The sequence below is a fragment of the Pandoraea norimbergensis genome (assembly GCF_001465545.3).
GTDB lineage: Bacteria > Pseudomonadota > Gammaproteobacteria > Burkholderiales > Burkholderiaceae > Pandoraea > Pandoraea norimbergensis.
Window position 1 is genome coordinate 3,304,495 of the sequence record NZ_CP013480.3, and the last position, 25,876, is coordinate 3,330,370.

The 25,876-nt window shown below is 63.0% G+C and carries 26 protein-coding genes; 10 read left to right on the forward strand and 16 right to left on the reverse strand.

What is annotated here, in order from left to right; genetic code table 11:
• Positions 1 to 44: 44 nt before the first annotated feature.
• The 6 genes from AT302_RS14345 to AT302_RS14370 all read right to left on the reverse strand — a co-directional run bounded on the left by AT302_RS14345 (position 45) and on the right by AT302_RS14370 (position 7,438).
• Positions 45 to 1,043, reverse strand: a complete 999-nt coding sequence (locus tag AT302_RS14345) for a hypothetical protein (RefSeq protein WP_058379000.1) — start codon at positions 1,041 to 1,043, stop codon at positions 45 to 47.
• Positions 1,044 to 1,109: 66 nt separating this feature from the next.
• Positions 1,110 to 2,069, reverse strand: coding sequence for a hypothetical protein (locus AT302_RS14350; protein WP_058379001.1), 960 nt, complete (start codon positions 2,067 to 2,069; stop codon positions 1,110 to 1,112).
• 178 nt (positions 2,070 to 2,247) lie between these two features.
• On the reverse strand, positions 2,248 to 3,177 hold the full coding sequence (gene pip, locus AT302_RS14355; RefSeq protein ID WP_058380339.1) for a prolyl aminopeptidase: 930 nt from the start codon (positions 3,175 to 3,177) through the stop codon (positions 2,248 to 2,250).
• A 262-nt stretch (positions 3,178 to 3,439) separates the two neighbouring features.
• A complete protein-coding gene (locus tag AT302_RS14360) occupies positions 3,440 to 4,783 on the reverse strand; it encodes a hypothetical protein (protein ID WP_058379002.1) in 1,344 nt (447 codons plus the stop codon).
• A 239-nt stretch (positions 4,784 to 5,022) separates the two neighbouring features.
• The gene (gene aceB, locus AT302_RS14365) at positions 5,023 to 6,621 is read right to left on the reverse strand and encodes a malate synthase A (RefSeq protein WP_058379003.1); all 1,599 of its coding nucleotides are present in this window, start codon (positions 6,619 to 6,621) and stop codon (positions 5,023 to 5,025) included.
• A gap of 100 nt (positions 6,622 to 6,721) precedes the next feature.
• Entirely contained in the window at positions 6,722 to 7,438 is a 717-nt protein-coding gene (locus tag AT302_RS14370; RefSeq protein WP_058379004.1) for a haloacid dehalogenase type II, read from the reverse strand.
• Between the two features lie 115 nt (positions 7,439 to 7,553).
• Here AT302_RS14370 and AT302_RS14375 point away from each other — a divergent pair, with 115 nt between their 5' ends.
• Both AT302_RS14375 and AT302_RS14380 read left to right on the forward strand, forming a co-directional pair.
• Positions 7,554 to 8,477, forward strand: coding sequence for a LysR family transcriptional regulator (locus AT302_RS14375; protein ID WP_058379005.1), 924 nt, complete (start codon positions 7,554 to 7,556; stop codon positions 8,475 to 8,477).
• Between the two features lie 384 nt (positions 8,478 to 8,861).
• A complete protein-coding gene (locus AT302_RS14380) occupies positions 8,862 to 9,299 on the forward strand; it encodes a universal stress protein (RefSeq protein ID WP_058379006.1) in 438 nt (145 codons plus the stop codon).
• A gap of 87 nt (positions 9,300 to 9,386) precedes the next feature.
• Here AT302_RS14380 and AT302_RS14385 read toward each other — a convergent pair whose 3' ends face one another.
• Together AT302_RS14385 and AT302_RS14390 are read right to left on the reverse strand one after the other, a co-directional pair.
• Entirely contained in the window at positions 9,387 to 9,839 is a 453-nt protein-coding gene (locus AT302_RS14385; protein ID WP_058379007.1) for a DoxX family protein, read from the reverse strand.
• Between the two features lie 73 nt (positions 9,840 to 9,912).
• Complete coding sequence (locus AT302_RS14390) at positions 9,913 to 10,785, reverse strand: pirin family protein (protein WP_058379008.1); 873 nt, start codon at positions 10,783 to 10,785, stop codon at positions 9,913 to 9,915.
• 99 nt (positions 10,786 to 10,884) lie between these two features.
• On the opposite strand from AT302_RS14390, the gene AT302_RS14395 reads away from it, so the two are divergent.
• From AT302_RS14395 to AT302_RS14415, 5 genes are all read left to right on the forward strand, one after another.
• Positions 10,885 to 11,793 carry a LysR family transcriptional regulator gene (locus tag AT302_RS14395; protein WP_058379009.1) on the forward strand — a complete coding sequence of 303 codons (909 nt, stop codon included), beginning with the start codon at positions 10,885 to 10,887 and terminating at the stop codon, positions 11,791 to 11,793.
• Positions 11,794 to 11,964: 171 nt separating this feature from the next.
• On the forward strand, positions 11,965 to 12,564 hold the full coding sequence (gene wrbA, locus AT302_RS14400; protein ID WP_058379010.1) for an NAD(P)H:quinone oxidoreductase: 600 nt from the start codon (positions 11,965 to 11,967) through the stop codon (positions 12,562 to 12,564).
• A gap of 38 nt (positions 12,565 to 12,602) precedes the next feature.
• Positions 12,603 to 13,031, forward strand: a complete 429-nt coding sequence (locus AT302_RS14405) for an ester cyclase (RefSeq protein ID WP_058379011.1) — start codon at positions 12,603 to 12,605, stop codon at positions 13,029 to 13,031.
• A gap of 10 nt (positions 13,032 to 13,041) precedes the next feature.
• Positions 13,042 to 13,815 (forward strand): SDR family NAD(P)-dependent oxidoreductase, encoded by a 774-nt coding sequence (locus AT302_RS14410; protein ID WP_058379012.1) that lies wholly within the window; start codon positions 13,042 to 13,044, stop codon positions 13,813 to 13,815.
• A 45-nt stretch (positions 13,816 to 13,860) separates the two neighbouring features.
• On the forward strand, positions 13,861 to 14,814 hold the full coding sequence (locus AT302_RS14415; protein WP_058379013.1) for a quinone oxidoreductase family protein: 954 nt from the start codon (positions 13,861 to 13,863) through the stop codon (positions 14,812 to 14,814).
• 52 nt (positions 14,815 to 14,866) lie between these two features.
• Here the strand turns inward: AT302_RS14415 and AT302_RS14420 are convergent, their stop codons facing one another.
• The 3 genes from AT302_RS14420 to AT302_RS14430 form a co-directional block, all read right to left on the reverse strand.
• Complete coding sequence (locus AT302_RS14420) at positions 14,867 to 16,129, reverse strand: FAD-dependent oxidoreductase (RefSeq protein ID WP_058379014.1); 1,263 nt, start codon at positions 16,127 to 16,129, stop codon at positions 14,867 to 14,869.
• Positions 16,130 to 16,398: 269 nt separating this feature from the next.
• Entirely contained in the window at positions 16,399 to 17,721 is a 1,323-nt protein-coding gene (gene aceA, locus AT302_RS14425) for an isocitrate lyase (RefSeq protein WP_058379015.1), read from the reverse strand.
• Between the two features lie 368 nt (positions 17,722 to 18,089).
• Positions 18,090 to 19,001 carry a DMT family transporter gene (locus tag AT302_RS14430; RefSeq protein WP_058379016.1) on the reverse strand — a complete coding sequence of 304 codons (912 nt, stop codon included), beginning with the start codon at positions 18,999 to 19,001 and terminating at the stop codon, positions 18,090 to 18,092.
• A 184-nt stretch (positions 19,002 to 19,185) separates the two neighbouring features.
• Between AT302_RS14430 and AT302_RS14435 the strand changes: the two genes are divergently transcribed.
• The gene (locus AT302_RS14435) at positions 19,186 to 20,100 is read left to right on the forward strand and encodes a hypothetical protein (RefSeq protein ID WP_084656238.1); all 915 of its coding nucleotides are present in this window, start codon (positions 19,186 to 19,188) and stop codon (positions 20,098 to 20,100) included.
• A complete protein-coding gene (locus AT302_RS14440; protein ID WP_058379018.1) occupies positions 20,097 to 20,912 on the forward strand; it encodes a queuosine precursor transporter in 816 nt (271 codons plus the stop codon). Before AT302_RS14435 ends, AT302_RS14440 begins: the two co-directional genes overlap by 4 nt.
• 39 nt (positions 20,913 to 20,951) lie before the next feature.
• Here AT302_RS14440 and AT302_RS14445 read toward each other — a convergent pair whose 3' ends face one another.
• Complete coding sequence (locus tag AT302_RS14445; RefSeq protein ID WP_058379019.1) at positions 20,952 to 21,407, reverse strand: gamma-glutamylcyclotransferase family protein; 456 nt, start codon at positions 21,405 to 21,407, stop codon at positions 20,952 to 20,954.
• Positions 21,404 to 21,898 (reverse strand): ribonuclease E activity regulator RraA, encoded by a 495-nt coding sequence (gene rraA / locus AT302_RS14450; RefSeq protein ID WP_058379020.1) that lies wholly within the window; start codon positions 21,896 to 21,898, stop codon positions 21,404 to 21,406. Before rraA ends, AT302_RS14445 begins: the two co-directional genes overlap by 4 nt.
• Before the next feature lie 517 nt (positions 21,899 to 22,415).
• On the opposite strand from rraA, the gene AT302_RS14455 reads away from it, so the two are divergent.
• Positions 22,416 to 23,141: an AraC family transcriptional regulator gene (locus AT302_RS14455; RefSeq protein WP_237171931.1), complete on the forward strand. Its 726-nt coding sequence runs from the start codon at positions 22,416 to 22,418 to the stop codon at positions 23,139 to 23,141.
• Here AT302_RS14455 and AT302_RS14460 read toward each other — a convergent pair.
• From AT302_RS14460 to AT302_RS14470, 3 genes are read right to left on the reverse strand one after another with little or no spacing between them, the layout of a single operon-like run.
• Positions 23,104 to 24,024, reverse strand: coding sequence for a LytR/AlgR family response regulator transcription factor (locus AT302_RS14460; protein WP_058379021.1), 921 nt, complete (start codon positions 24,022 to 24,024; stop codon positions 23,104 to 23,106). The genes AT302_RS14455 and AT302_RS14460 overlap by 38 nt on opposite strands.
• A 28-nt stretch (positions 24,025 to 24,052) precedes the next feature.
• Positions 24,053 to 25,210 carry a sensor histidine kinase gene (locus AT302_RS14465; protein ID WP_167365804.1) on the reverse strand — a complete coding sequence of 386 codons (1,158 nt, stop codon included), beginning with the start codon at positions 25,208 to 25,210 and terminating at the stop codon, positions 24,053 to 24,055.
• Between the two features lie 8 nt (positions 25,211 to 25,218).
• Positions 25,219 to 25,665, reverse strand: coding sequence for a DUF2306 domain-containing protein (locus tag AT302_RS14470; protein WP_058379022.1), 447 nt, complete (start codon positions 25,663 to 25,665; stop codon positions 25,219 to 25,221).
• Positions 25,666 to 25,876 lie beyond the last annotated feature (211 nt).

Sequence of the window (25,876 nt, forward strand, 5' to 3'; positions counted from 1 at the left end):
ACGTCAGTCCACCCTCCGGGGTGTTGTCATTTGCGGCCATGAAATCACCTCAACGTGATACGCCGATACTGGCCCGCGTGAGGCGCCCCTCCATGCATGCCGCGAACTGCCCCGCGTCCCTCAACGTAGATCGTGAATTCACCGACCTTCTGACGTAACTCTTTCCCCCGGAGCTCTTGCCCCGCCCCCTCGCACTGCTCGGCGAATGCCAGGCAAGCACGCAGCACCTCCGAGAAACCACCCACCGCGATAAATGTATCCCTGGAACTCGCGAGGCAGCGAATGACGGCCGCTTGCTTGTCGGCGCTCGCGAAATTCGAAATCGCTCGCGTGTAGAGTCCCGCCGCGACATCGAACCGCCCCGCCAACGCATAGGCGCAAGCATCTCGCTCGTGGTCGCGCGCCAGCCTTGTGAGGGCGTCCGGCGATAACGTTTGACGCATTGACACCAAGCACTCACGAATAGAGTTCGACGCACCACATGCGGAATCCATCAGGCCTTCGCACTCCATTTCGGTAATCGCACCGTCGCCGCAGCCGAAGCATTCCGGCATGAGCGGTACGCGCATGCAGACGCCAGGAATCTGCACCGTCACAAGCCCGCAAGGAGAGACCGCCACCCCCTCATTGACGGGACTTCCTGCTAACGGGCGCAGCATCACTGACCGGGCATCCGCGTTCAGCTTTTGAAACAGATACCGGCTGCTCTCGCCCGTCTTCAGCGGATACTCCCCCGATTCGCGCAAGTGTTGTCGTCCCTCGGGGGTTGACGCGATATGGCAGCGCACCAACGCATCGAGGATGCTTCGTTTCTGACCATCATTGGCAAACACATCCACGACCCGATCACGCAACCCCATCTGGGTGACGTCGTGCCGAAAGCGTTGAAACGCCGCGGACAGACGAGATCCGTTATCAGCGTAATTCTTAATGACCAGATCAAGCGCGTCGATGCACGTTCGCACCGTTTCGGCGCGCAATTCGCTGAGCTCACCACCGGGGTATCCCTGCACGGGCAGGCTTCTGGTCACTGTCGATAGCATTGCGATGCCTCAATTCTGTCGGGCGCGGCAACATCAACACCCGGTGTGTGGATTTGTCCGGCCATGTCAGTCAAGCGCGGGACTCATCCCGCCATGCTTACTCATGACTCGCTCGAACTCGTCGACTTCGCGACGAACCTCCTTCGCCTCGTGATTCCTTCCGGCATGCGCTAAGGTGCTGGCGTACCAATCACACGCCTTGACGACGGCCGACGCGTCGCCCGCGATCGGAAAAATCACCTGAGCCTGTCCGAGGCACCGGATCAAAGCCTCCGGTGCCGTTAGTCGCACGAACGCCTCGATAGCACTCTGAAGCAACTGACTCGCGATTTTGAACAGGCCGGCCCTCAGATAGATATGCGCATCGCTCTCGCAAGCGAGTCCAAGCGTTTCGTACTCGACGAGCGACAGTGCTTCATGCCGGTCGGACAGAATCTGACTAATCGATTTCCCGCCTGCGAACTCACCGTTCATCAGCCAATTGTATTCAGTCGGTGTGACCGCCCCATAGCCATCACCAAAGCAATCCGCCATGAGCGGCAGGCGAAGACCGATGCCGGGCACTATGACTTGAATGGGTGGCCCCGAATCCGCCAATATCAGCCGTTCGCAGGACAAGTTATCAGGCGTCGGCATCAGCATGTACGAGCGGACATCGGTCGTCAGGTGCGCCAGCAGATACAGGCTGCTCTCGCCCGTCTTCAGCGGATACTCACCCAGCGCGCGCAAATATTCCCGCCCCTGCACGGATGACCCGATATGGCAGCGGGCCAGCGCGTCCAGAATCGATCGCTTTCGTGCGCCGTTTGTAAAAAAGTCCTTGATGTAATCCCACAGTCCCATCTGCATCACGCAGCGTCGGAATTGCTCGAATGCCGCGCGAGAGGCAACCGTGTTGTCCACCTCGTTGCGCAGCGCATGTTCGAGTGCACCAACACCGAATTGAATCGCGTCGGCGCGTACCTCGCTGAGCTGCTGGGCGGGATATCCGTGTAACGGAAGAGATAGGGGGTGAGCGGGTAGCATCGCTGTGCCTCTGACGTGTCGAACGCAACTGTGCGTTGGCGTCAGCCACCGGGCGTGGGGATCACGCAGGTGCCGCCGCTCCCCGACTATCGCGCCGCCCGCCGCCCGGATATTTCAGGAATCGCCGAACACATGCGGGCGGGCTCCCAAACGCTTTCTGCATCGAGCCGTCACACCACTACGCAAACCGGTCCGTCGCCTCGATCAACCAGTGCAGAATCGTCGGTTCATTGAACGCGTGGCCCGCGTCGGCCGCCCAGAAGAAGTCGGCTTCCGGCCAAGTCTTGTGCAATTCCCACGCAGTGCGCGCGGGCGTGGCCACGTCGTAGCGACCCTGCACGATCACACCGGGAATTCCGCGCAATCGCCATGCGTCATCGATCAGCTGATTGGGCTTCAGAAAACCGTCGTGCACGAAATAGTGGTTTTCGATTCGCGCAAACGCAATCGCGTAATGCGGATCGCCAAACGCCTCAGTGAGCGCCGCATCGTGCAACAACGTGATGGTGCTGCCCTCCCACATGCTCCACGCGCGGGCCGCTTCGATCTTCGCGGCCTCGTCGGCCCCGGTCAGACGCTTGCGATAGGCGCGCATCAGGTCGCCGCGCTCTTCCAGCGGAATCGGGGCGAGAAACGCATCCCAGCGGTCCGGGAACAGCCACGACGCCCCCTCTTGGTAATACCAATGCAGCTCCTCGCGGCGCACGGTGAAAATGCCGCGAACGATCAGTTCGCTCACGCGCGTGGGATGTGTCTGCGCATATGCCAGCGCCAGCGTGCTGCCCCACGAGCCCCCCAGCACGAGCCACCGGTCGTAGCCGAACTTTTCGCGCAAGCGCTCGATGTCGCGCACGAGATCCCACGTGGTGTTGTGATCCAGACTGGCGTGCGGCAACGAGCGGCCGCAGCCGCGCTGATCGAACAACGTGATGCAGTATTTAGCGGGATCGAACAACCGCCGCTGCTCGGGAGAACATCCGCCGCCGGGGCCACCGTGCAGGAACACGGCTGGTTTGCCGTGCGGGTTACCGCACTGCTCCCAGTAGATCTGATGGCCGTCGCCCACGTCGAGCATGCCGCTCGCGAACGGGGCAATGGGCGGGTACATCTGGCGCAGGCGCTCGGGGCGCGCTTCCACCACGTTGCCCGTGGCGCGCGCGCCGGGTTGCGATGGCGGCGTCACGGTGTGCGGATCGCGAAGCGCGTCGTAAGGGGTGTCATCGGGAAAGTCGGCTGGCATCGGCATCCTCGCGTCCATCGTTCATGGTCAGAGTGGCGAGGTTCAGTGTAGCGCGGCAACTTCAACAAGACAAAGCAGTACCCGCCGCTTCGATTGACGTGTCAGGCAACGTTGCTGACGGACGTGACGCTCACGACGACGGCCGGGGTTCCGTGGCGACCAGCAGGTCCAGCGCCTCAACACCGCGCAAGATGTCGCTGCGGAGCAATGCTTCGCGCGTCAGCGGATGCGTACCGATCGCTTCCAGTTGCTGCGCCGACTCGACAGTAATCAGGTCGTAGGTCCGCTTGCCCTGATGCTCCCCTCGCAGCAACAGGCACCAGCGCTCGCCCTCCCCGGCGTCGAATGCCATGGCGGAAATCGGATCGCACATGTCGTCCATGAAAACCGTGGTCGAGCCCGAAGCAAAACCCGACGATGACAGCGCATCGCGATGGCGTCGAATCGCCTTGTCGATCGCCACGGCAATCGCGTCTTCGTTGCGTACATCCGCCTCCAGCAGATCCGCCCAGCGAAAACACTCGTCGGCCCGCTCGCGAAATCTGGCGGCCATTGCCGCCCCATCGGCTTCTTCATGAATGTCGGCCGCAGCCGCGTAAAAGACGCCGGACATGGCGTACTGCGCGTTGAGGCTGCACAGATGCGCAGCGCTGACGATAGCGTTGGTGACGCGCTCGGATACCTCGTTTGCCGAATAACACACGCGCCCCCGGGCCAGACACCGCAGGGCATCGTCATATTGCCGCCCCCTCGCGAAGTGCTGCATTGCCTTGAAGAACTCCGTCGCCGCGTCATCCTGGCAACCGCCCAGCGAGAAGGCATTCGCCAGCAGTTCCTCCTGCCTTGCCGCCAATGCGCAATCCGGCTCCGACAGTGCGTCGTCTCTACTGGCGATCGTGTCACTCACTGTCATCCATTCTTCGGTCCGCAAGTCCATCAGCAGACCGGCCTCATGCTCGCTCAAGGCGCCGTCCGCATGGGAGAAGCACGCCGGCAGCAGCGGCAAGCGCAACGGGGTGCCGGGGATCGTGACCACGATGATCGAGAGTGCCGACACCGCCGGCAGCCTTGCAGCATGCGAAGTCAGCAGCGCGGTGCGCGCCTCGGGCAAGAGTCGTTGCAGCAGATACAGGCTCTGGTCGCCCGTCTTGAGCGGGTAATGGCCTTTGGCGAACAAATAGCGCCGGCCGTGCGCGTAGCTCGCGACGTGGCACCGTGCCGCCGCTTTCAAAATCTCGCGCTTCTGCGAGCCGCTTTGAAACATGTCCATCAAGCGGTCCCAGACGCCCATGCGCGTGACATCGTCGATGAATCGTTCGCAGGACGCATCGATGGCGGCGTCGCTCATGGCCCAAGGCAGATCGTCATCGAGCGTTGCAACACAGTTGGCAATCAGTTGCGCGCGGTTGTCGCTGAGTTGCAGACCGGGATAGCCCTGTAGGGGCAAAGCGGTGGCGTTGATGGAAGTGCTCATGGGGCGATCGGTCGTCGTGTTCTGAAATCAGGCAATCCGGGCAGCGCGCCCGGAAACGATTGCCAGTTTCACAGCAACGACCATCGTTGCATTTCAGGTTTAGCCCAAGCAGTCACACTCAAGAACGCAAAATCCACTGCCAGAAAAGCAAAGCGGGGCGATATCGCTATCGCCCCGCCCGCTCATTGATTTCCCAATGATTTCCTACTGACGACGTCTTGCTGCCGCCGACCTGCCGATCAGACCTCTTCGTAGAGCGGCAGCGTCAGGAAGTCGACAAAGTCTTCGCTCGTGCTCATCTGCTCGAAAATCACAGCCGCACGATCATACGAAGGTGCGACCTGACCGACCAGCTCCTTCACGTTGGCGAGTTCCTGCGGAATCAATTCGCGCACCAGCTCGGCCGTGACCTTGCGGCCGTCTTCGAGCTTGCCCTTCGGCGAGCGAATCCATTGCCACACCTGCGAGCGCGAGATCTCGGCGGTCGCCGCATCTTCCATCAGGTTGTGAATCGGCACGCAGCCGTTGCCATCGAGCCACGCCCCCAGATAGTGGATGCCGACGTTGATGTTGTAACGCAGCCCGGCTTCGGTGATCGGCGCTTCCGGCTTGAATTCGAGCAGGTCGCGGCCCTTCACCTTCACGTCGTCGCGTTGCTTGTCGATCTGGTTCGGACGATCGCCCAGCACTTTCACGAATTCTTCCATGGCCACCGGCACGAGGCCCGGGTGTGCCACCCAGCCGCCGTCGTAGCCATCGGTGGCATCGCGTGCCTTGTCGCCACGAATGCCGGCCATCGCCTTCTCGTTGGCGTCCGGGTCGTTCTTGATCGGAATCAGCGCGCTCATACCGCCAATCGCCGGTGCATTGCGGTGATGGCAGGTCTTGAGCAGCAACAGCGCATAGGCGCGCATGAACGGCACCGTCATGTTGATGCGGCTGCGATCGGCCAGACAGAAGTCGGCATCGACCTTGAACTTCTTGATGCACGAGAAGATGTAATCCCAGCGGCCGGCGTTCAGGCCCGAGCTATGCTCACGCAGCTCGTACAGAATTTCATCCATTTCGAACGCGGCGAGAATGGTCTCGACCAGCACGGTCGCCTTGATGGTGCCTTGCGCCACGCCCAGCTCGTTCTGCGCGAGCACGAACACGTCGTTCCACAGACGCGCTTCGAGATGGCTTTCCAGCTTGGGCAGGTAGTAGTACGGCCCGAAGCCGCGCGCCAGCGATGCCTTCGCGTTGTGGAAGAAATGCAGGCCGAAGTCGAACAGACTGCCCGACATGCGCACGCCGTCCACCGACACATGCTTCTCGTCCAGATGCCAGCCGCGCGGGCGCACGATCAGCGTCGCCACCTTGTCGTTCAGCTTGTACTGCTTGCCGTTCTGCTCGAGGCTGATTTCGCCGCGCACGGCGTCGCGCACGTTGATCTGACCCTGCAACTGGTTGTGCCAGTTCGGCGTGTTCGAGTCTTCGAAGTCGGTCATGTAGCTGTCCGCCCCCGAGTTCAGCGCATTGATGATCATCTTGCGCTCGACCGGGCCGGTGATTTCCACACGACGGCATTGCAGGGCGTCGGGCAGCGGCGCAATGCGCCAGTCGGCGTCGCGAATCGCTTGAGTTTCGGGCAGGAAGTCAGGCACTTCACCGGCATCGAGGCGGGCAGCGCGCTCGACCCGCGCCGCCAGCAATTGTTGCCGGCGCGGTTCAAACGCACGGTGCAGTTTGGCGATGAACGCGAGCGCCTCGGGGGTCAGGATCGCTTCGTATTCAGGACGAACATCAGTGTTCGCATCGACATGCAGTTGCATGCCGGGGGGCAGCGTCAGGGACATCAGGGATCTCCAGCTTTCTTGATTTATATAAGGGAGTGCGCCGCAAGAAGGAACATCAGGGGCTTTGCACAAGAGGCGTCACGCCATGCCGTTTTTACGGCTATGAACGTGAAGCGCGCGCTCCCGTCAGAGACTCGACAAAACGCTGCAAGTCGCGCATGTCGCGCCCCATCCCTTGCGGCGTCACGCCGAGTTGTTCGACCGGCAGCCCGGCACGGTTGACCCAAAACGTCGGGTAGCCGAACCAGGTGGCACCAGCCGCGTCCCAGCCGTTGCTGGAGACGAAAACGATGGACTCGACCGGCAGGCCGAACGCGGCCGGACCCAGTCGATAGGCCTCGGGGGCCGTTTTGTATTTGCGCACGGCGTCGACCGACAACACGTGATCGAACAGGTCTTTGATGCCCGCGCTCTTCAGGCCGACGTCGAGCATTTGCGGGTTGCCGTTCGAGAGCACGCCAAGACCCAGCCCCATGGCGCGCAGGGCACGCAGCACCGGCGGGTTCTCGGGGAACACGGATAAGCAGGTGTATTCGTCCATCAGACGCTTCTCCGCCACCGGCGAGAGCGTGAGATTCAGGCGCGCGGCGGCGTAGCGCAGTGCATCGGCCGTGATGTCCCAGAACGGGCGGTAGCGCTCTCCATTCGGGCCAGAGAGCGTGCGCAGTTGCGTGTATTCGATCTGCTTGGTGCGCCACAACTCCGCAAGCGCCGCCCCGTGACCGGGGAACTGCTGCTCGGCGGCCGCCGCGACGGAATACACGTCGAACAGCGTGCCGTACGCGTCGAAGATCACTGCCTGAATGCGAGAAGCCATAGCTTGGGGGTCGGTTGACACTTGTCGTTGCAGGTCGATTGTATTACCTATACAGAACGTCATAAAATAGCCAAAACATCACTTTATCTTTGACTTTTTAGTACATAATCGCCGCGTGGATCGCTTCAAACAACTCGAAACTTTCGTCGCCGTGGCCGCCAAAGGCAGCCTGTCGGCGGCCGCCGCGCTTGAAGGCGTGGCCCCCGCCGTGATCGGGCGGCGCATCGACGCGCTCGAAACCCGGCTGGGCGTGAAACTGCTCGTGCGCACCACACGACGTGTGACGCTCACCTTCGAGGGCTCGGCCTTTCTCGAGGACTGCCAGCGCATTCTGAACGAGATGCATAACGCGGAAAGCGCGGTATCCGCCGGTGGCGTCAAAGCCAGCGGGCATTTGCGGCTGTCGGGCCCCGCCGGCTTCGGGCGCCGTCACGTGGCGCCGCTGTTGCCCGTGTTCATCGAGTCGCATCCCGACGTTACCGTCACGCTCGATTTGTCCGACCGGCTCGTCGATCTGGTCAACGAGGGCTTCGACTGTGCGATCCGGCTGGGCGAGTTGCCCGATTCGAGTCTGGTCTCCTTGCGGCTTGGCGAGAACCGGCGCGTCTGCGTGGCGGCGCCTGCTTATCTGGCGAAGCGGGGCACGCCCGATTCGCTCGATGCGCTCGCACGTCACAACTGCCTCGCGTTCGGCTCGACCGCGAATCAGCAACGTGGCTGGACCTTCGCGCAGGACGGCAAGGTCGTCACCATCCGCGTGAACGGAACGATGGAATGCACCGACGGCGCGGTGCTGCACGATTGGTGCCTCGACGGCTACGGCCTCGCGTGGCGCTCGTGGTGGGAGGTAGGTGACGATATTCGGGCCGGCCGGCTGGTGACCGTTCTGGACGCATTTGCCGCACCGCCCATCGGCATTCACGCCGTGTTTCCACAACGCCGGCATCTGCCGCTGCGTGTGCGGCTGTTCATCGACCATCTCAAGCATCACTACAGCAGTCCGACGTATTGGCAGGACGAAGGGCCAGCGAGCGCGTGAACCGATGGCCATGGCGAACGCCGTGCGTCGATTCGACACATGCATCATGTGGAACGTTTGTTACGCGGCGTCCGTCCGATACATAAAGGACGTCACACGACATCGCGTCGACCGCTGATGACGTATCGATTTTGCACGTTTGCGGGGCATGCGCCCGCGAATGCACTGGAATTGCGCTTTACTTGAGACAGGGGGAAAGTGGCCGTGCATTACCGGGTTTGCCCCCGTTGTTGCGTCGCGCCAAAGCCATAGAATCGAAGCGAAGGGTCTGTCATGGCGTCGGCAGCATGAACCGAACGCACTGACCGACTGGGTTGTGCAAGACCGTCATACCTGCGCGAGCCTGTGAACGCGTGTTCAGCAACGCCAACTGCGGGAGGTCATATGTTATTTACCCATATCCTCATTCCGACCGACGGCTCGGAGCTATCCGAAAAAGCCGTTACCGGCGGACTCGAACTGGCGCGCGCCCTTGGCGCGAGAGTGACCGGCTATTGTTGCCTCGCCGAATATCCCTACTCTCCGTTCAGCGAATACGTCCTCGAAGCGCCCGCAACTTTCAGTGAGCGCATCGCCGAAGAGGCTTGCTCGCATCTCGACAAGCTGGCCGAATCGGCCGCCGCGGCCAGCGTGCCGTTCCATCGCGACACCTCCACCTTCCCTGCCCCGTACCTCGGCATCATCGACGCCGCTGAGCGTCATGGCTGCGACGTCATCCTGATGGCCTCGCACGGGCGGCGCGGACTCACCAGCCTGCTGCTCGGCAGCGAAACCCAGCGCGTGCTCGTGCACTCGAAGATTCCGGTCATCATCTATCGCTGAGTCGATAGGCCGGTCCGGTTTCAACACATCACCCAATGAAAAAAACGGCTGCGAAGCGTCGCAGCCGTTTTTTCTTTGGCAGTCCGCTCAGCGAGCAGAACTTAAGATGCCCTCGATCTTGAATTGACGCCCGTCAAGGCTGTAAGCGCCGCCGCCGAAGGCGACGACTTGTAGCAGACCACCCGCCATGGCCAAGTTCTTCATGAAATGGAATAGCTGATTCTGATCGCCCAGCGCGTTGTGAAAGATCAACGCCGAAGCCACGGAAAACAGTGCCAGGATGGCCGCCACCAGACGGGTGCGATAACCGAGCGCGAGCAGCACGCCACCGATCGATTCGGTCGCCAGCGCCAACGCAAAGGCCAGAACAGGCATGGGGAGACCCACGGATGCGATGAAGCCGATAGTGCCGGCGGGCGCTGCCAGCTTGCCGAAAGCGCTAACCAGGAAAAGACTCGCGATCAGCAAGCGGCCGATCAGGGACAGTGCCGAAACCGAAGTGGGGGCGGCGGTAGCGGAGGTATTGGTGTTAGTGGACATGGTGAAGTTCGTTTAGGAATGTCGAGAATCAAAGGAATGAGGAAACCGGGAAATCCGATGCCGATCCGCGCGTTCAGCGCGCTCGGCCACGGGCGCGAAGTTGCTCGCCAATGCGGGCAATCTCTTGTTCACCGCGCACAAGCGCAGCGCCGCTGGTGTGCACGGAGTAGTGCCCGAGCACCAATGGGTGCGGATGCCGGACAGCGGTGCCGATAACGAACTCCGTCGCGCCTTCGGCGACCACATCGATCTCAGCGTCACTCTCGTTGAGCACTGCGAGTTCGTTAGCCACACGCGTGCCAGCCACATGCAGCGCCCCTTCGCTGACATGCAGCCAGCCAACGTCGTGCCCCGCCTCCGGTGTCAGTCGCCAGCGTTCGCCATCGCTTAACCGGACATGAAGAAACAGAAGGTCTTCAGGGGCAAGCGCCTGACTCTGGACACCCGCATAGCGGCCAAGAATTACGCGTGCCGGCCCCGATTGCGGAACGGCTTCAGGCGGCAAGTACTGACTCTGCGCGGGTGCAAGTTCCATTGCCTCCGGCAAAGCGACCCACAACTGGTAGCCGCGAAAACGCCCGGCACCGGCCGGAGAACCGTCGTGCCAAACACCGTGACCGGCACGCATCCATTCAACGCTGCCCGCTGCGAGCACGCCCGAGGCCCCCGTCGTATCTTCATAGCGCAGAGCGCCCGAGAGCAGCACCGTCGTCGTGGCGATCCCCGAATGCGGATGCATTGGAAACATGGCACCGCCGGTGGCCTGAAAATCGAAGTAATCCAGAAACACAAACGGCTTGACCTGATGCCCGATGTCGCCGGGGCTGAAGATCCGTGTCACCGGGCCATGTCGGTGACCGGTGGCACGCTGAACCACATAGCGCGGCGCGCTCTGCGGTGCGGTCACTGGCCGCTTGGAATGCAGTGATGCGGTGAGGTTGTCCATCGAGATGTTCCGTCAGAAGAGGTAAGTGCAACTCTAGGAACTGGACATGTAGCTGAGAAGCCTATATTTTTCGATGGAATCCATCCGCAGGAGCGATAGATGCTCGACGGCGTATCGTTGGACCAGCTACGAACCTTCATCGCGGCCGCGGAGGAAGGCAGTTTTTCTGCGGCAGGACGCAAGCTGCGCCGGGCCCAGTCCGTGGTCAGCCAGACCATGGCGAATCTCGAAGCGCAGTTGCGCGTCACGCTGTTCGACCGCAGCGCACGCTACCCGGTGCTGACCGACGAGGGCAAGGCACTGCTGAGTGAAGCCAAGAACGTGGTAAATGGCATGGATGCGTTCAAGGCACGCGCCCGCACCTTGTCCGAAGGACTGGAGCCCGAGCTGTCGGTGGCTGTCGACGTGATGTACCCGATGGCCTCGCTGACCGATGCCGTCGGCGCCTTTCGCGAGGCCTTTCCGACGACACCGCTGCGTATGTATGTCGAGGCGCTGGGTGCCGTGGTCCAGCCGGTGCTGGAAGGCACATGCCGTATCGGTGTGATCGGCTCGATGCCAGTGATACCCGAAGGCCTCAACGCAGAAAGGCTGCCGGGAGTGCCCATGGTCACCGTGGTCGCCCCCAACCATCCGCTGGCCGCAAGCCAAGATATCCTGCCCAGCAAAGTGCTGGAGGCGCATGTGCAATTGGTGCTGACCGATCGCACCACCTTGACGGCGGGCACCAATTTCGGTGTGTTCTCGCCGCTGATCTGGCGGCTTGCCGATCTTGGCGCGAAGCATGCCTTTCTCAAGGCCGGTTTCGGCTGGGGACATATGCCGCTGGCGATGGTGGAGCCCGATCTGGACGCCGGTCGATTGGTCCGCCTCCGTCTGGAAATGCACCAACCGGCCATACCGGTCATCGCCATGTACGCCGTCTACCGCACGGACGAACCGCCCGGACCTGCCGGGCGCTGGTTCATCGACCGCCTGCAACAGTTCACGACCGACGCGCCGGCGTAGCGCTTTCGCTCTCGCCCCCCCTCCCGACCCAATCGCTCCTGCGCAACGCAGGCTGTAGCATCGTCTTTTTCGATGGATTCCATCGAAACAAAGAGGCTACCGCGATAGGTCGTCGGCTCCTACGCTTGGGACATGACAACTCACTGTGTTGTCCAACCCAAGGAGCCTCAAATGACCAAAGTCCTCGTTCTCTACTACTCGTCCTACGGCCACATCGAGCAAATGGCCGAGGCCATCGCCGACGGCGCCCGTAGCGCCGGTGCCCAAGTCGACATCAAGCGTGTCCCCGAAACGGTGCCGGCAGAGGTAGCGAAGAACGCGCACTTCAAGCTCGATCAGGCAGCCCCGGTCGCCACTGTCGCCGACCTGGAGCACTACGACGCCATCGTCGTCGGCACCGGCACGCGCTTCGGCCGCATGTCGTCCCAGATGGCCGCGTTCCTCGATCAGGCTGGCGGCCTGTGGGCACGCGGCGCGCTCAACGGCAAGGTCGGTGCGGCCTTCAGTTCGTCGGCGACCCAGCATGGCGGTCAAGAGACCACGCTGTTCTCGATCATCACGAATCTGCTGCACTTCGGCATGACCATCGTCGGCCTGCCGTACAGCCATCAAGGCCAGATGAGCGTGACCGAGATCGTGGGCGGCGCCCCCTACGGCGCAACCACCATCGCGGGCGGCGACGGTTCGCGTCAGCCCTCGGAGATCGATCTTGCGGGCGCCCGCCACCAAGGCGAACTGGTCGCCAAGACGGCTGCCAAGCTGTTCGGTTAAGGCGTTCACTCCCTCACCGCCTTCCCAAGGAGCCTTTCATGTCTGAACTCAATATCAGCGACGCCGCCAAGGCCGTGATCCGCCGCAACACCGATGAGGTGCAAGGCGGCGGCGACTGGGCCCTCTTCGACGAACTGTTCGCCGATGACTTCGTCGACCACACGCCGCAGCCCAACAGCGGCGCCAACAAGGCCGGTGTGCTCGGCCTTTACCGCAAGCTTCGCGAAGCCTTTCCGGATTTCCGCGCCGTCATCCACTGGCAGCGCGCCGATGGCGACGTGGTCACCACGTACAAGACCTACTACGGAACGCACCAAGGCGACTTCCTCGGCTTGGCCCCCACGGGCAAGGCGATTCACTTCGAGACCGTGGATGCCATGCGTGTGCAAAACGGCAAGATCACCGAACACTGGGGGGTGGCCAATCTGTACTCGGCACTCCAGCAGCTCAACGCACTGCCGCGCTAAGGACCCAGTCATGAACACCAATATCCTGCAAGACAAGGTCGTCGTCGTCACCGGCGCGGCCAGTGGCATCGGTCGCGCGATCGCCATCAATGCCGCCCGGCACGGTGCCAAAGCAGTCATCGTGTCCGACATCAGTGAGACCCCGCGCGAAGGCGGCACGCCCACCACCCGTGAGATCGAGGCGTTGGGCGTACCGGTTCGGTTTCATGCGACGGATGTCAGCCAGCGTGAGCAGGTCGATGCGCTGGTCGAAGCCGCAGCAGCGTTCGGTGGCGTTGACGTGATGGTAGCGAACGCAGGCATCACCCTGCGCGCTGACGGCGTGGACGTGTCCGAAGACGACTTCCATCGCCTGATGGCGGTCAATCTCGACGGCACGCTGTTCAGCGCCCAAGCCGCCGCGCGCCAGATGAAGTCACGCGGCAAAGGCGGCAGCATCGTGCTGATGGCCAGCATGGGCGGCCTGTCGGGTGCCGGCATGACGGTCGCCTATTCCACCAGCAAGGGCGGCGTCGTGCTAATGGCCAAGGCCATGGCCGACGCGCTAGGCCCTGACGGTATTCGCGTCAACGCGGTCGCACCCGGCACCATCGACACGCATCTGCTGCGCACCAGCCCCGGCATCGCCGAAGCGGCCGAGGGCTTTCGCCAGCGCACCCCACTGCGCCGTCTGGGCCGGCCGGAAGAAATTGGCGACGCCGTGGCGTGGCTGGGCTCCGACCTTTCCAGTTATGTAACCGGCACTGCCCTGCTAGTCGACGGCGGCCTGCTGTCCGTCATCTGACGCTCCCCATTCTTTCAATCTTTCAATCTTTCAAGGCAACGCATCATGAACACCACCCTCCGTTTCCATCAGTATGGCGATCCCTCGGTCCTTCAGATCGAGGACGACGCCATCGGCTCGCCCAACGCCGGCGAAGTGCGCCTGCGCCATGAGGCTATCGGCATCAATTTCATCGACACTGCGTTCCGGCAAGGGATTTTCCCCGTGCCACTGCCCTCGGTGCCGGGCGTCGAAGGCGTGGGTATTGTCGAAGCGCTGGGCACCGGCGTGACCGGCATCGAAGTGGGCCAGCGCATGGCCTACTTCCTCGCGCCGGGCAGTTACACGCAGCAGCGCCTGATTGCGGCCGAGCATCTGGTGCCGGTGCCGGACGACTTGTCTGCCGAGATCGTGGCTGCCTTGCTGACCAAGGGCCTGACCGCCTGGGCCGGAATGAACGGCTACTACCCCTTGCAAGCCGGGCAGACCGTGCTGATTCAGGGGGCCTCAAGTAGCGTGGGCAATCTTCTGGCTCGCTGGGCCAAGGCGCGCGGCGCGATCGTGATCGGCACGGCCGGGTCGCCGGAAAAGCTCGCCGCACTCGCATCGGCAATCGATCATGCGTTGCCTTCGGGCGCCCCTGATCTGGCGGCTCAGGTGAAACGCGTTGCACCGCACGGCGTCGATGTCGTCTACGAATTCGTCGGCAAGGCAACTTTCGAAGCCACAGTGGCCGCAGTACGCGACGGCGGAACCATCGTTACGATCGGCGCCGCCTCCGGTGCCCCGGAGTTCGACAAGGCTGAGCTTGCCCGTCGCCGGATCCACATGGTCGGCGGCCCGATGGCGAACCACCTTCAGGGGCGTGTCGGCGAAGCGACGCAAGCCGTATTCGATGCCTATCGGCGTGGTGTGTTCGGGGCTGTCACTGCCACCCGTTATGCGCTCAAGGACGCAGCGCAGGCGCACACCGACATCGCGCGACGCCAAAAGGCAGGATCGCTGGTCCTCATCCCCTGACGCGAACTGGCGGCGAGGCCATCCAGAAGGCCTCGCACTCACGGCTCGCGCTTCAGTGCGATTGCATGATTTGCAGGAAGGTCTCAGCCGAGTCTGCCGAGAACATGGCATCGAATGTCGCAAAACCCTCTGGCGCCGCCTCGTTTGCCCGGTGCTTCATGGCGGCTGCCGCCTGTGCCACTTGTACGGTCCAGTCGCCATCCAGCGTAAGTGCCGTGGCAAGTTCGGCGGCATCCAGCATCGCGAGATTCACGCCGAAACCGACCGGGGGCAGCAGATGCGCGGCATCGCCGAGCAACGTCAGCCCCGCCACCGGTCGCCAGCCGAAGTCACCCGGCAGCGTGTAGATCGGCCGTGTCACGATGACATCGAGACACGACGAAATCAGTGCCAGCAGTTGTGGCGACCAGCCCGCAAAGCACTGCAACAACGCGGCGCGCATCTGTGCGGGGTCTTGCGTATTCACACCAAGCGCGTCGGCCCAGTTCTCCGGGCGACGGAACGCCGCGTACACCCGCACGTGCCCGCCCCCGTTACGTTGGGCAATCAGCCCCATGTTGTCGTGCAGCGAGAACATCGTGCCGCGTCCCACCAGCGCCGCGATCTCGGGATGCCGCGTATCTACCTCGTCGAGCCAGCATTCGACGAAGGTCACACCGGTGTACACCGGCACCACGTCCGAGAGCTTCGCGCGAATCTTCGACCACGCACCATCGGCACCGATGACCAGATCGAAGGTTTCCTCCGCGCCGTTGGCAAAGCGCAGCACATGCTGACCAGCGGGCTCGTTGTTCTTGCTCTCCCCCTCGCTCGCGCCCATGCCAGCCGTCGCAACCGCTTCGACGGCAACCAGCTTGTGCCCCCAGCGCACGGTATCCGGCAACAGCGATGCCAACAGCAGGTCACGCAGCGCACGCCGGTCGATTTCCGGACGATCGCCGGTGCCGGACGGCGGTGAATCTTCAAACAAGGGCTGCGCGCTCGCATAGTCGAGCATGCGGGTGCCCTGATCGTCATAGCGCGCGTGACTGACGAACGTGTCGTGCAGTCCGGCGAGTTCGAGGGCTTTTTGCCCGGTCTCGACGTGCAGGTCTAGCGTGCCCCCTTGATCGCGGGCAGACGTCGATGCCTCGGCTTCGAATACGACGGGATGGAACCCGCGCAATTGCAGAATGCGGGCGGCGACCAGCCCCGCAGGACCGGCACCGACGATGGCGATTCGCCGGGCACTTTGCGGGGCACTGCGCGGGAAATTGCGAGAAGAATGGCTCGTGGAACTGTCCGGGGAATTCTGCCGGGAAGACGTCGGGAACATGCTGCCTCAGTTTGCGTAGGTGTCTGCGCAATTTAGCAAAGAATCGACGTCGCCCCCATGAAAAAAGGCCCGTGAGCGGGATAAGCTCACGGGCCTCTTCTCGTCCGGCGTGCACTGCAACCCTGACGACGACGGGACACGCCGTCAGGGCCGCCCCGGCCGGATAGACCGGGATGCGCGGTCGAAGCGCGGCGGCAGTCCGCTCACAGTGATGTGCCCCCACGACGCATCACCATGGGCGGGCGCCGCTGCGCCCTCCCTCAGCCTGGTCAGGCTGCCTTGACCTGCGCCTTCTTTTCGTCGAAGAACTGTTCGTCCTCCGTCGAACCCTTCAGGGCCGTGGTCGATGCGTCGCGCTCGATGGTCTGCGTGACGGCGTCGAAGTAGCCCGTACCCACTTCACGCTGATGCTTGACCGCCGTGAAGCCCTTGTCGGCGGCGGCGAATTCGGCTTCCTGCAACTCGACGAAGGCGCTCATCTGACGACGGGCGTAGCCGTGGGCCAGATTGAACATCGAGTAGTTCAGGCTGTGGAAACCGGCCAGCGTGATGAACTGGAACTTGTAACCCATGGCACCGAGTTCCTTCTGGAACTTGGCGATGGTGGCGTCGTCGAGGTTCTTCTTCCAGTTGAACGACGGCGAGCAGTTGTACGAAAGCATCTTGCCCGGGAAGTGCTTGTGAATGCCTTCAGCGAACTGCTTGGCGAATTCGAGATCCGGCTTGCCGGTTTCGCACCACACCAGATCGACATACGGGGCATACGCCAGACCGCGCGAGATGGCCTGATCCAGACCGTTACGCGTGCGGTAGAAGCCTTCGACCGTGCGCTCGCCGGTGCAGAACGGTTGATCGATCGGGTCGACGTCGGCGGTGATCAGGTCAGCCGCTTCGGCATCGGTACGGGCGATGAGCACCGTCGGCACGCCCAGCACGTCGGCGGCCAGACGCGCCGCCACCAGCTTGGCGACAGCTTCGCGCGTCGGCACGAGCACCTTGCCGCCCATGTGGCCGCACTTCTTGACCGAGGCGAGTTGATCTTCGAAGTGCACGCCGGCAGCACCGGCTTCGACCATGGCCTTCATCAGTTCGAAGGCGTTGAGCACGCCGCCGAAACCGGCTTCGGCATCGGCCACGATCGGGGCGAAGTAATCGATGTAGCCTTCGTCGCCCGGGTTCTTGCCTTCCGACCACTGAATCTGGTCGGCACGCGTGAACGTGTTGTTGATGCGGCGCACGACTTGCGGCACCGAGTTGGCCGGGTACAGCGACTGGTCGGGATACATTTCACCAGCGAGGTTGGCGTCGCCGGCGACTTGCCAGCCCGACAGGTAGATCGCCTGGAGACCGGCCTTGACCTGCTGCATCGCCTGGTTGCCGGTAAGCGCGCCGAGCGCGTTCACGAACGGCTGCTCGTTGATCTGGTTCCACAGACGCTCGGCACCGCGACGGGCCAGCGTTTGTTCCGGCTGGATCGAACCACGCAGACGCACCACGTCTTCCGCCGAGTAGCCACGCTTGATGCCAGCCCAGCGCGGATTGTTCGCCCAGTCTTGCTCGAGTTGCTTCACTTGTTCTTGACGCGTCGTCATGGTGATCTCTCCTGGTTTCTCAATACAAATAAAAGAGGGGTATCTCTTTGCTGCCCTGATTCCGTTCGGTCGTTGCCACTGGCGGTTGACCGCTTTTTGTGTCTCCGAATCGGCAGGTCTTGTATAAGAGTTTAGGGATTCTTCACGCATCGCAACAGAACGAATGTCGCACTCAACGCATATTTTTTATTTATATAAATCAAATAGATAACAAAATATTTTTGTGATGTGAAACGATGTTTCCCTTCCTGAAATCATGATGTTGTGCCAAGCAGCGCAAATTTTTACGCACCGCAACTTCATTCCACATCATGAAAAAAGGCCGGTAACGCGAGTTACCGGCCTTCTTGCTTCCCTCACGCACCGTGTCAGGACGTCACGCGACTCGCGACCGGGGCGACCTTCGGTGGCTTGCAGACGAGCCACACGGCCATAGCGATGAAGCAGCCGCCGACAAGGTGAGCGAAGGTGACCGCTTCGTTCAGGAATAGCGCCCCCCACAGCACACCGAACGGCGGGATGAGGAACGTGACGGTAAGCGAGCGAAGCGGGCCGAGATCGGCGATCAGCCGGAAGAACAACATATAGGCCAGTGCACTGCATACGAAGCCGAGCGCTGCCATGGCCGCCCATACGCCGCCCGTGGCGGGGCCCGGCATGCCGGTGGTGGTCGATACGTAAGCGAAGAACGGCAGTAGCACGATCGCCGCTCCCAACTGGCTGCCGAACGCCACGAGCTTGGCGTCGAGGCCCCCGCGGTCGCTAATCCAGCGTTTGGTGAGATATCCCGCGAGGCCGTAGCACGACGTCGCCACGAGGCACGCGAGCGCCCCCATCACGACGGGCCCGGACATCGCCACCGGGCCGGTGCGGGTCAGCACGGCCACACCGATCAGTCCCAGCAGCACGCCAAGCCCCTTGGCCCCGGTCAGACGCTCGCGGAAGAACACCACGCCGATCAGCACACCCATGAGCGGCGTGGTGGCATTGAGGATTGACGAGTAACCTGCCGGCAGCACGCGCGCGGCCAGACAGTACATGACGAAGGGAATGCCGGAGTTGATCACGCCAAGCACCATCGACGCGCCCAGCAACCCTTTGAACTGCCAACGGACACGCAGCACGAGCAGGATGACGGCCAGCCCCAACGCGCCGAGCGCGACGCGGAAGAAGGCCGTCGGCAACGGCCCCAGTGCCGGCACGATGATACGCATGAAAAGAAAACTCGCGCCCCAGATGGCGGAGAGCGTCAGCAAACGGGCAATGTCGGACGATCGCATGGTGTGGGAGACGGCACAAAGGCCGCATATGTCTACCGGAATGCGTGCATGCTCCCACAACCGCCCGCGTTGCGCTGGTCATAATCGGACATGGCGGCATCGGCATATTTCAGATTCGGCGCATTGAACGCGCCGGACACGCGCGTTAAGTTCGACGATCAAACTTTCGGATGAACCCCAGCCTATGCCACACAACCCTTCCGGTGCAGCCCGTTCAGTCAACGTGCATGCCACGCATGGAGCTGAGCACGTGAGCCCAAATGCCGCAGCGACTGTGTTTCCTTGCCCACTGCCGCATGCCCGTCTGCGCGGGTCATCTGACACCGCGCATGGAATCAGCATGCGCGGCTACGATCTCTGGAACGACTACGAGGTTGCCTGGCTCGACATGCATGAACGCCCGCAAATTGCGGTGCTGGAAATCGTCATTCCCTGCGATTCGCCGTTCACGCTGGAAATGTCGGACGCGAGACGGTACGTTTCAACGCTGCGCGACCTTCGGTTCGAATCGGCGCAGGCGCTGGAAGCCCACGTCGCGGGGGCGCTCACCCATTGCCTGAAATCTTATGTGCTTGTGCGCGCGACGCCGGTCCGGCAGGCGGTTCGTGCCACCTGCGGTGACGAGTCCGACACGGTGAGTCTCGACACCGAGCCCGTCGGCGTGGTGCGCGGTGGCGTACAGGCCAGCCTGCTGCGAACGGTTCACGATGCTGGAGGCGCTGGCATTGCTGGAAACCGCAGCAAGGCGGAAGACGCTGCCCCGGGGTCGGCGACGCTGTCTCACGAATGTCTCAGTTCCGACCTGCTCAGCTCGCGCTGTCCGCTGACGGGCGGTATCGACCTCGGCACCGTATGGATCGACTACACGGGGCCACGCATCTGTCGGCAGACCTTGCTCGCCTACTTGCTCTCATTCAGAGACAGCGAGATGTTCCACGAACAATGCGTGGAGACCGTCTTTCTCGACGTGCTCGCCCAATGTGCGCCCACGCGCCTGACGGTCGGCGCACGTTTTACGCGACGTCACGGTCTCGATATCAATCCGGTGCGCTCGACGCACGCCATTTCCATTCGCAACGTCCGCACGGTACGCCAATGACCGCATCGCCTACCCATGCCGAATCGTCTACGGTGAACCCGGTGTCACCGGCACCGACATGCCCGCTTGCCCGCAACCAACAAGCCACACGTATCACCCCGGCCGTGATCTGCCTCGCCATTGCGTTCGTGAGCTTTCTGCTGGTATCGAACGCGCTGGGGGCGCGTGTGTGCGAAGTCGTGCTGCCGTGGCCGCTCTCCGAAGAGCCGCTGCGGCTGACGTTTTCGGCGGCGATCATCAGCTTTCCGTTCGCGTATCTGTTTGCGTCGGTGCTGACCGAGGTGTACGGCTATCGCATCAGCCGTGTGGTGATCTGGAGCGGGCTCGCCGCCAACCTCATCCTCATCGGCTTTCTCTGGCTGATGGCGCTGTTACCTACGCAACCGGAGTGGGCTGCGCAAACCGGCTTCACCGATGACGTGCAGCGCCACTGGTTCGAAGCCATCACGCATATGTTCGTGGCGTCGGTTTCGGCGTGCTTTGTCGGAGAGTTTGCTAACGCCGCGACCCTCGCGCGCATGAAGGTGGCCATGCACGGCCGTTGGGCGGGCTTGCGCATCATGGCGGGCAGCGCGTTGGCTGCCTTGCTCGATACGCTCGTGTTCGTCGTGATTGCGTTTGCCTACGTGCTCGATGCCGCCGCGATGGCGCGCATGATCGGACTCGAATTCGTCTTCAAGTGCGCGTTGCAGTGGCTGGTGCTGCCGCTCACCGTCGGGCTCGCTCGCCTGCTCAAGCGACTGGACGGCATCGATCATTACGATGTCGGCACGTCGCTCAACCCATTTGCGTTTCCGAGGCGCGGCGAGTGAACCGATGCGCCGCATCGCGGCGCATCGTGCCGCGCCACGTCATGCCGCGCTGACTTCCCGCGACTTCCGGTAGTCGACCCAATCGCCGCTGGCGATGTACGGCAGACCGGCCACGGCCGCTTCGTTCACGGGGTAGACGATGCAGGTATACGTGGCTCCCTCGTGGGCCACGTCGTGCAACTCGCGCACGAACAACCCCGCTTCCCCCGGATAGACGGCTTCGATCTCGTCGAGCACGGCTACCAACGCCGCCGGAATGCGATAGATGTCGCCGACCGTGCGCTCATTGGCTTGCGTTGATAACACCATGCCCGGGTAACGGCCAAAGTCGTACAGGCGGCCGCCCAAGGTCGACGTGCCCACATAAGCCGGTGCAGGCAACTGGTGACGCTCCGCCGCACGCATCATGTCGTTGATCTCGCCCGCGCGCAGCGTGCCGTAGACGAAGACGTGGATCGCCGCGTCTTCCCCGTTGCTTGTCACGTCGTTCGTCATACCAACGGCTCCGTCGAGACGAGAATGCCGTCGATGTCGCTGTAGATCCACTCGCCCGGGCGCACCAGCTCCCCGGCGATATCTACAATCAGATCGGTCTGCCCGGCCCCGAGCTTCACGCTCTTGCGCGGGTTCGTGGCGAGCGCCCGAATACCGATCTCGCACGCTTCCAGTTCCTCGGTGTCGCGCACCGCACCGTTCACCACGATGCCCGCCCAGCCATTCTTCTCGCCGAGCAGCGCCAGGTTGCCGCCCACCAGCGCACAGCGCACCGACCCGCCGCCATCCACGACCAGCACCCGGCCGTCGCCCGGCGTCTCCAGTGCGGTGCGTACCCGCGAGTTGTCTTCAAAGACTTTGAGCGTCGCCGCCGGGCCGGCAAAACGACGGGCCTGTCCGAACAACAGAAAGCCGGGTTGCAACACGCGCAGGCGGCCGTCGGCCAGCGCGTCTTCATGGGCATCACACAAATCACAGGTGGCGAATTTCATGGCAAGGTTCCGATTCGAATTGGCTTGAATTGGCTTGTTGATGCGGCGGTATCCGGTGCCGCGTCATGCATTCTGGAGGGCTGAGGCCGCAGGCTGCGCCCCACGCCGACATCGATCATAGCGCCTCGCCCGACAGGAAAGCCAATGCGTCGGGTCCCGGGGCGTGCCGCTCGCTTGGCGCACTCGTGGTTAACCTCGACATTACGCCAGCCGACACGGCGGCACGGCTGAATTACACTTATGGGACACAAATTGTCGCGCTTACGCCATGCCAAGCTCTTTGCGCCTCCCGCCCGGACGTTCCGATCTGCCTGCTCTGCCCGATGCTGCGTCGTCAACGACTGCGACCGAACCGGCAGCGGTGAAGGCGCGCGCACCATTGGCCGAGGGTTCCGACACCCCGGCTGAGCCAGCGGCGCCCGCCACGCCGGCGAGGCATGTCGTTCCTCCTGAGTTCTCTCCGACGCCTGAACGCCCCGTACGGTTACGGGCGCGGCCGATTCTCGACACGATTCGTGTGCCCGACCATCAGCACGCGTGGGCGCAAGTGGCCTACACACCGCGCGGCGTGATCCAGATTGCAGTGTCCGATGCCGCGTGGATTGTGCCGCCCTCGCGCGCCATCTGGATTCCGCCCGACGTCGAGCACAGCTTGCAAGTCAATGAGCCGTCCTACCTTCGTACGCTCTACGTGCATCGCGACTTCATCCCGTCCGGGCTCGATCATTGCCGGGTCGTGGAAGTCTCGCCGCTGCTGCGCGAGCTGATCGCCGCCATCGATGTGCCCGAAGACGAACTGGATGCGCCACGCGAGCAATTGCTCGGCGGCTTGATTCTGGATGAACTGCGTCGCGCGTCGCCGCTGCCGCTGGAAGTGCCCCTGCCTCGCGATAAACGCCTGCTGACGTTATGCAACGCCATGCTGGCCGACCCCGCCCGTGCATGGACACTCGACCAATGGGCGCGCTACGCAGGCGCGAGTCCGCGCACGATCGGACGCCTGTTCCGGCAGGAGCTGAACATGAGTTTCGTGCAGTGGCGGCAACAGGTGATCCTTGCGCAGGCCATTCCGCTGGCCTCGAAGGGCTACCCGCTCGCTCGCATCGCCCGCGAGTTGGGGTATCGCAGTCAGAGCGCGTTCTCGGCGATGTTCAAGCGCACGTTCGGGCGCACGCCGAGCGAGTTCTTCGCCACCGCCCCGGAGGCTACATCTGCCGGAACAAGTGCGCGTACTGACGACTGACGGCGACGCGGTCTTTGCGTCGCTTGAGCTTGAGTGTCAGGCGCCCGAGCGGCGTGTGCTGTGCGCTCACCACTTCGGCCACATTGACGACGGTGCTGCGATGCACCTGCCAGAAGCGCGACGGGTCGAGTTGCGGCAGTAACTCGCGCAGGCTCGTACGAATCAGAAGATCGCCGTCGACTGTCGCGACCACCACGTACTTGTCGGCAGCCTCGAAAAAGCACACTTCCTCCACCGGCACGATGCGGATCTCGTCGCCCACCGACGCCCGCACGAACCGCAGATACTCACCCGCCGCCGGCGCTGAGGCCACCGTCACGGCTTTCGAACCGCTCGCCCCATTTGCGCCATTCGTCCCGCTGATGACGTCCGCGCTGTGGGCTCCCCCATTCGTTGCAGCCGCCCCCTGTGCCCCGTTCGTTCCATTCACCGCGCCACTCTGCGCCGCCTCATCTTCCAGATGCGTGCGCAGCGTGGCGAGCAGTTGCGAGAGCGTGTCGTGCTTCGGCGCGGCCAGCCGTTCACGCAACCGTGCGACGGTGCGCGCGAGGCGATCGGGTTCCACGGGTTTGAGCAGATAGTCGATGGCCGCCGCGTCGAAAGCGTCGAGGGCGAACCGGTCGAACGCCGTGACGAATACGATCTGCGGCGCGCGCGTCAGGCGGGCACAGGCACGCGCCACATCGAGCCCGGTCGCGCCGGGCATCGCAATGTCGAGGAACACCACGTCCGGCTGCGCCTGCGCGATGGCCGCAATCGCCGACGTGCCGTCAGGCGCCACCGGCAACACGTGCAGATCGGGCCATGCCTGCGCGAGCATGGCGCGCAGGGCATCGGCGAGTAACGGTTCGTCTTCGGCGATCAGGGCGACGGGGGATGTCATGCACTCCACTCTCTGCGGAACTAGAAACTTATGCCGCTGCCGTCTGCCCGGACGCATCCACGGGCAAGCGCAACGTTGCGACCACACCTTGCGGCACACCCTCGGCGAGGGTGAGACGCGCGGCGTCGCCGTAGAGCACGCGCAGGCGCTCTCGAATATTCGTCAGTCCGATGCCGTGACCCGGCGCGTCCTGTGGCATTGACGGGGCCGGTGCCGCGGAAAATCCGGCACCGTCATCGCTCACCTGCAACACGACAAACTGTGTCCCCGTTTCATCAACTTCACCATGCGCACTCACCCGTACGGTGCCGCCGCGGCTCTGGCGCTCGATACCGTGCTTGATCGCATTTTCGACCAGCGGTTGCACCAGCATCGGCGGTACCTGTCGCGCACGGCAATCGTCCGGCAGATCGAGCGCGTAGTGCAGGCGCTCGCCAAAGCGCACCTGTTGGATCGCCAGCAACGCGTCGAGCAAGGCAAATTCGTCAGCCAGCGATATCGTCTCGGCGCGTGTGGCTGCCAGCGACGCACGCAGGAACCGGTTCATGTGACCCAGCAATACACGGGCACGCGCGGGATCGCTGGCGATCAACGAGTCGAGATTCGCGAGTACGTTGAACAGAAAGTGCGGTTCAAGCTGCGCCTGCAAGGTCTGCAACTGGGCGCGCACCAACTGCTTTTCAGCGGCCGATTCGCGCAAGGCCTGCTGCGCTGCCGCCGCCTTCAACTGCGCCATCCGCGCACGCGACCAACCGTGATACGTCCCCACGCCCGTCGCCAGCAACGCAATCAGCAGCACGATGGGCGTGGTGTGACCATTCAATGGACGCCACAACGTAAGCGGCAGCCCGAGCAGTACGGTGCCCAGCGTGATCCCGCCGACAAGGCCCGCCGAACAACCGAACGCCACCAACAACAGAAACGGAACGATAGGCGGTTCGCCATTGCGCCAGATCGCCCGGCGTCCGCCATCGATCAGCACGGTGATGGTGATGCCGATGCACTGGCTGAAAACGAAGTTCTGCCACAACGTGCCGCCAAAACCGATCAGCTTGAGTATCAGCGCAATCGCCGTGTTGAAGAGCAGCACACCCACGAGTTCGCGAAAAAACGTCGGCCAGAGACCGCGCGTCGCTTTGACGGGGGCCGGCTGCGGAGTCTCGACGGGTTGCGGTTGTCTCATCATCGTTGTCATTATCGTGTGCCCTCCCCGCCTGCCACGCCCGTCGTCGATATCGCCGATACCGTCGCGACCGTCATGACCTCGTGCCCCCATCGGGCGAGCGTCTCGTTGAGCACCCGGCCCGGCACCGCTACCGCCGCAACGCCCGCGACAATCAACCCGGTGTAAAGCCCAAGCATGCTGCGCCGATGCGTCACCACGTTCCCACGCCGGATCGCGGCAATGGCCAGTACCAGACTCACCAGTACCCATGCCGCCAGCGCGTGCAGCCACGAGAAGTGCCCCGGGTTTAACTCCCGAATGCCGAAGCTCGACAGCGCCGTGACCGCCATCGTCATCGCCCACGTCCTGCCCAGCCAGCGATGACGCGGAGTGCCCCGCCGCGCCATCAAAATCGCTATGCCCAGCATGACCGCCGCAACGGCCGCCGCCAGGTGAATTGCCACAATCGTTGTCATCGCTTCCTCTCGTCGTGATCGCTCATGACCCGACGATAGGAATTTGTTGCCGGTGGCGCACCCGCCATGCGACGAAGGACTCGCCCAGTGTCGCGAACGGTGATCCGCCAGCGCGAATCTCACGCGCTTGCACTGGCTGAAGGCAGGCCCGCAGGCGCAACCGCGATGTCAGCACATCGCCCTGCCGTGCCGCCTGCCCGGTCGCGCATTC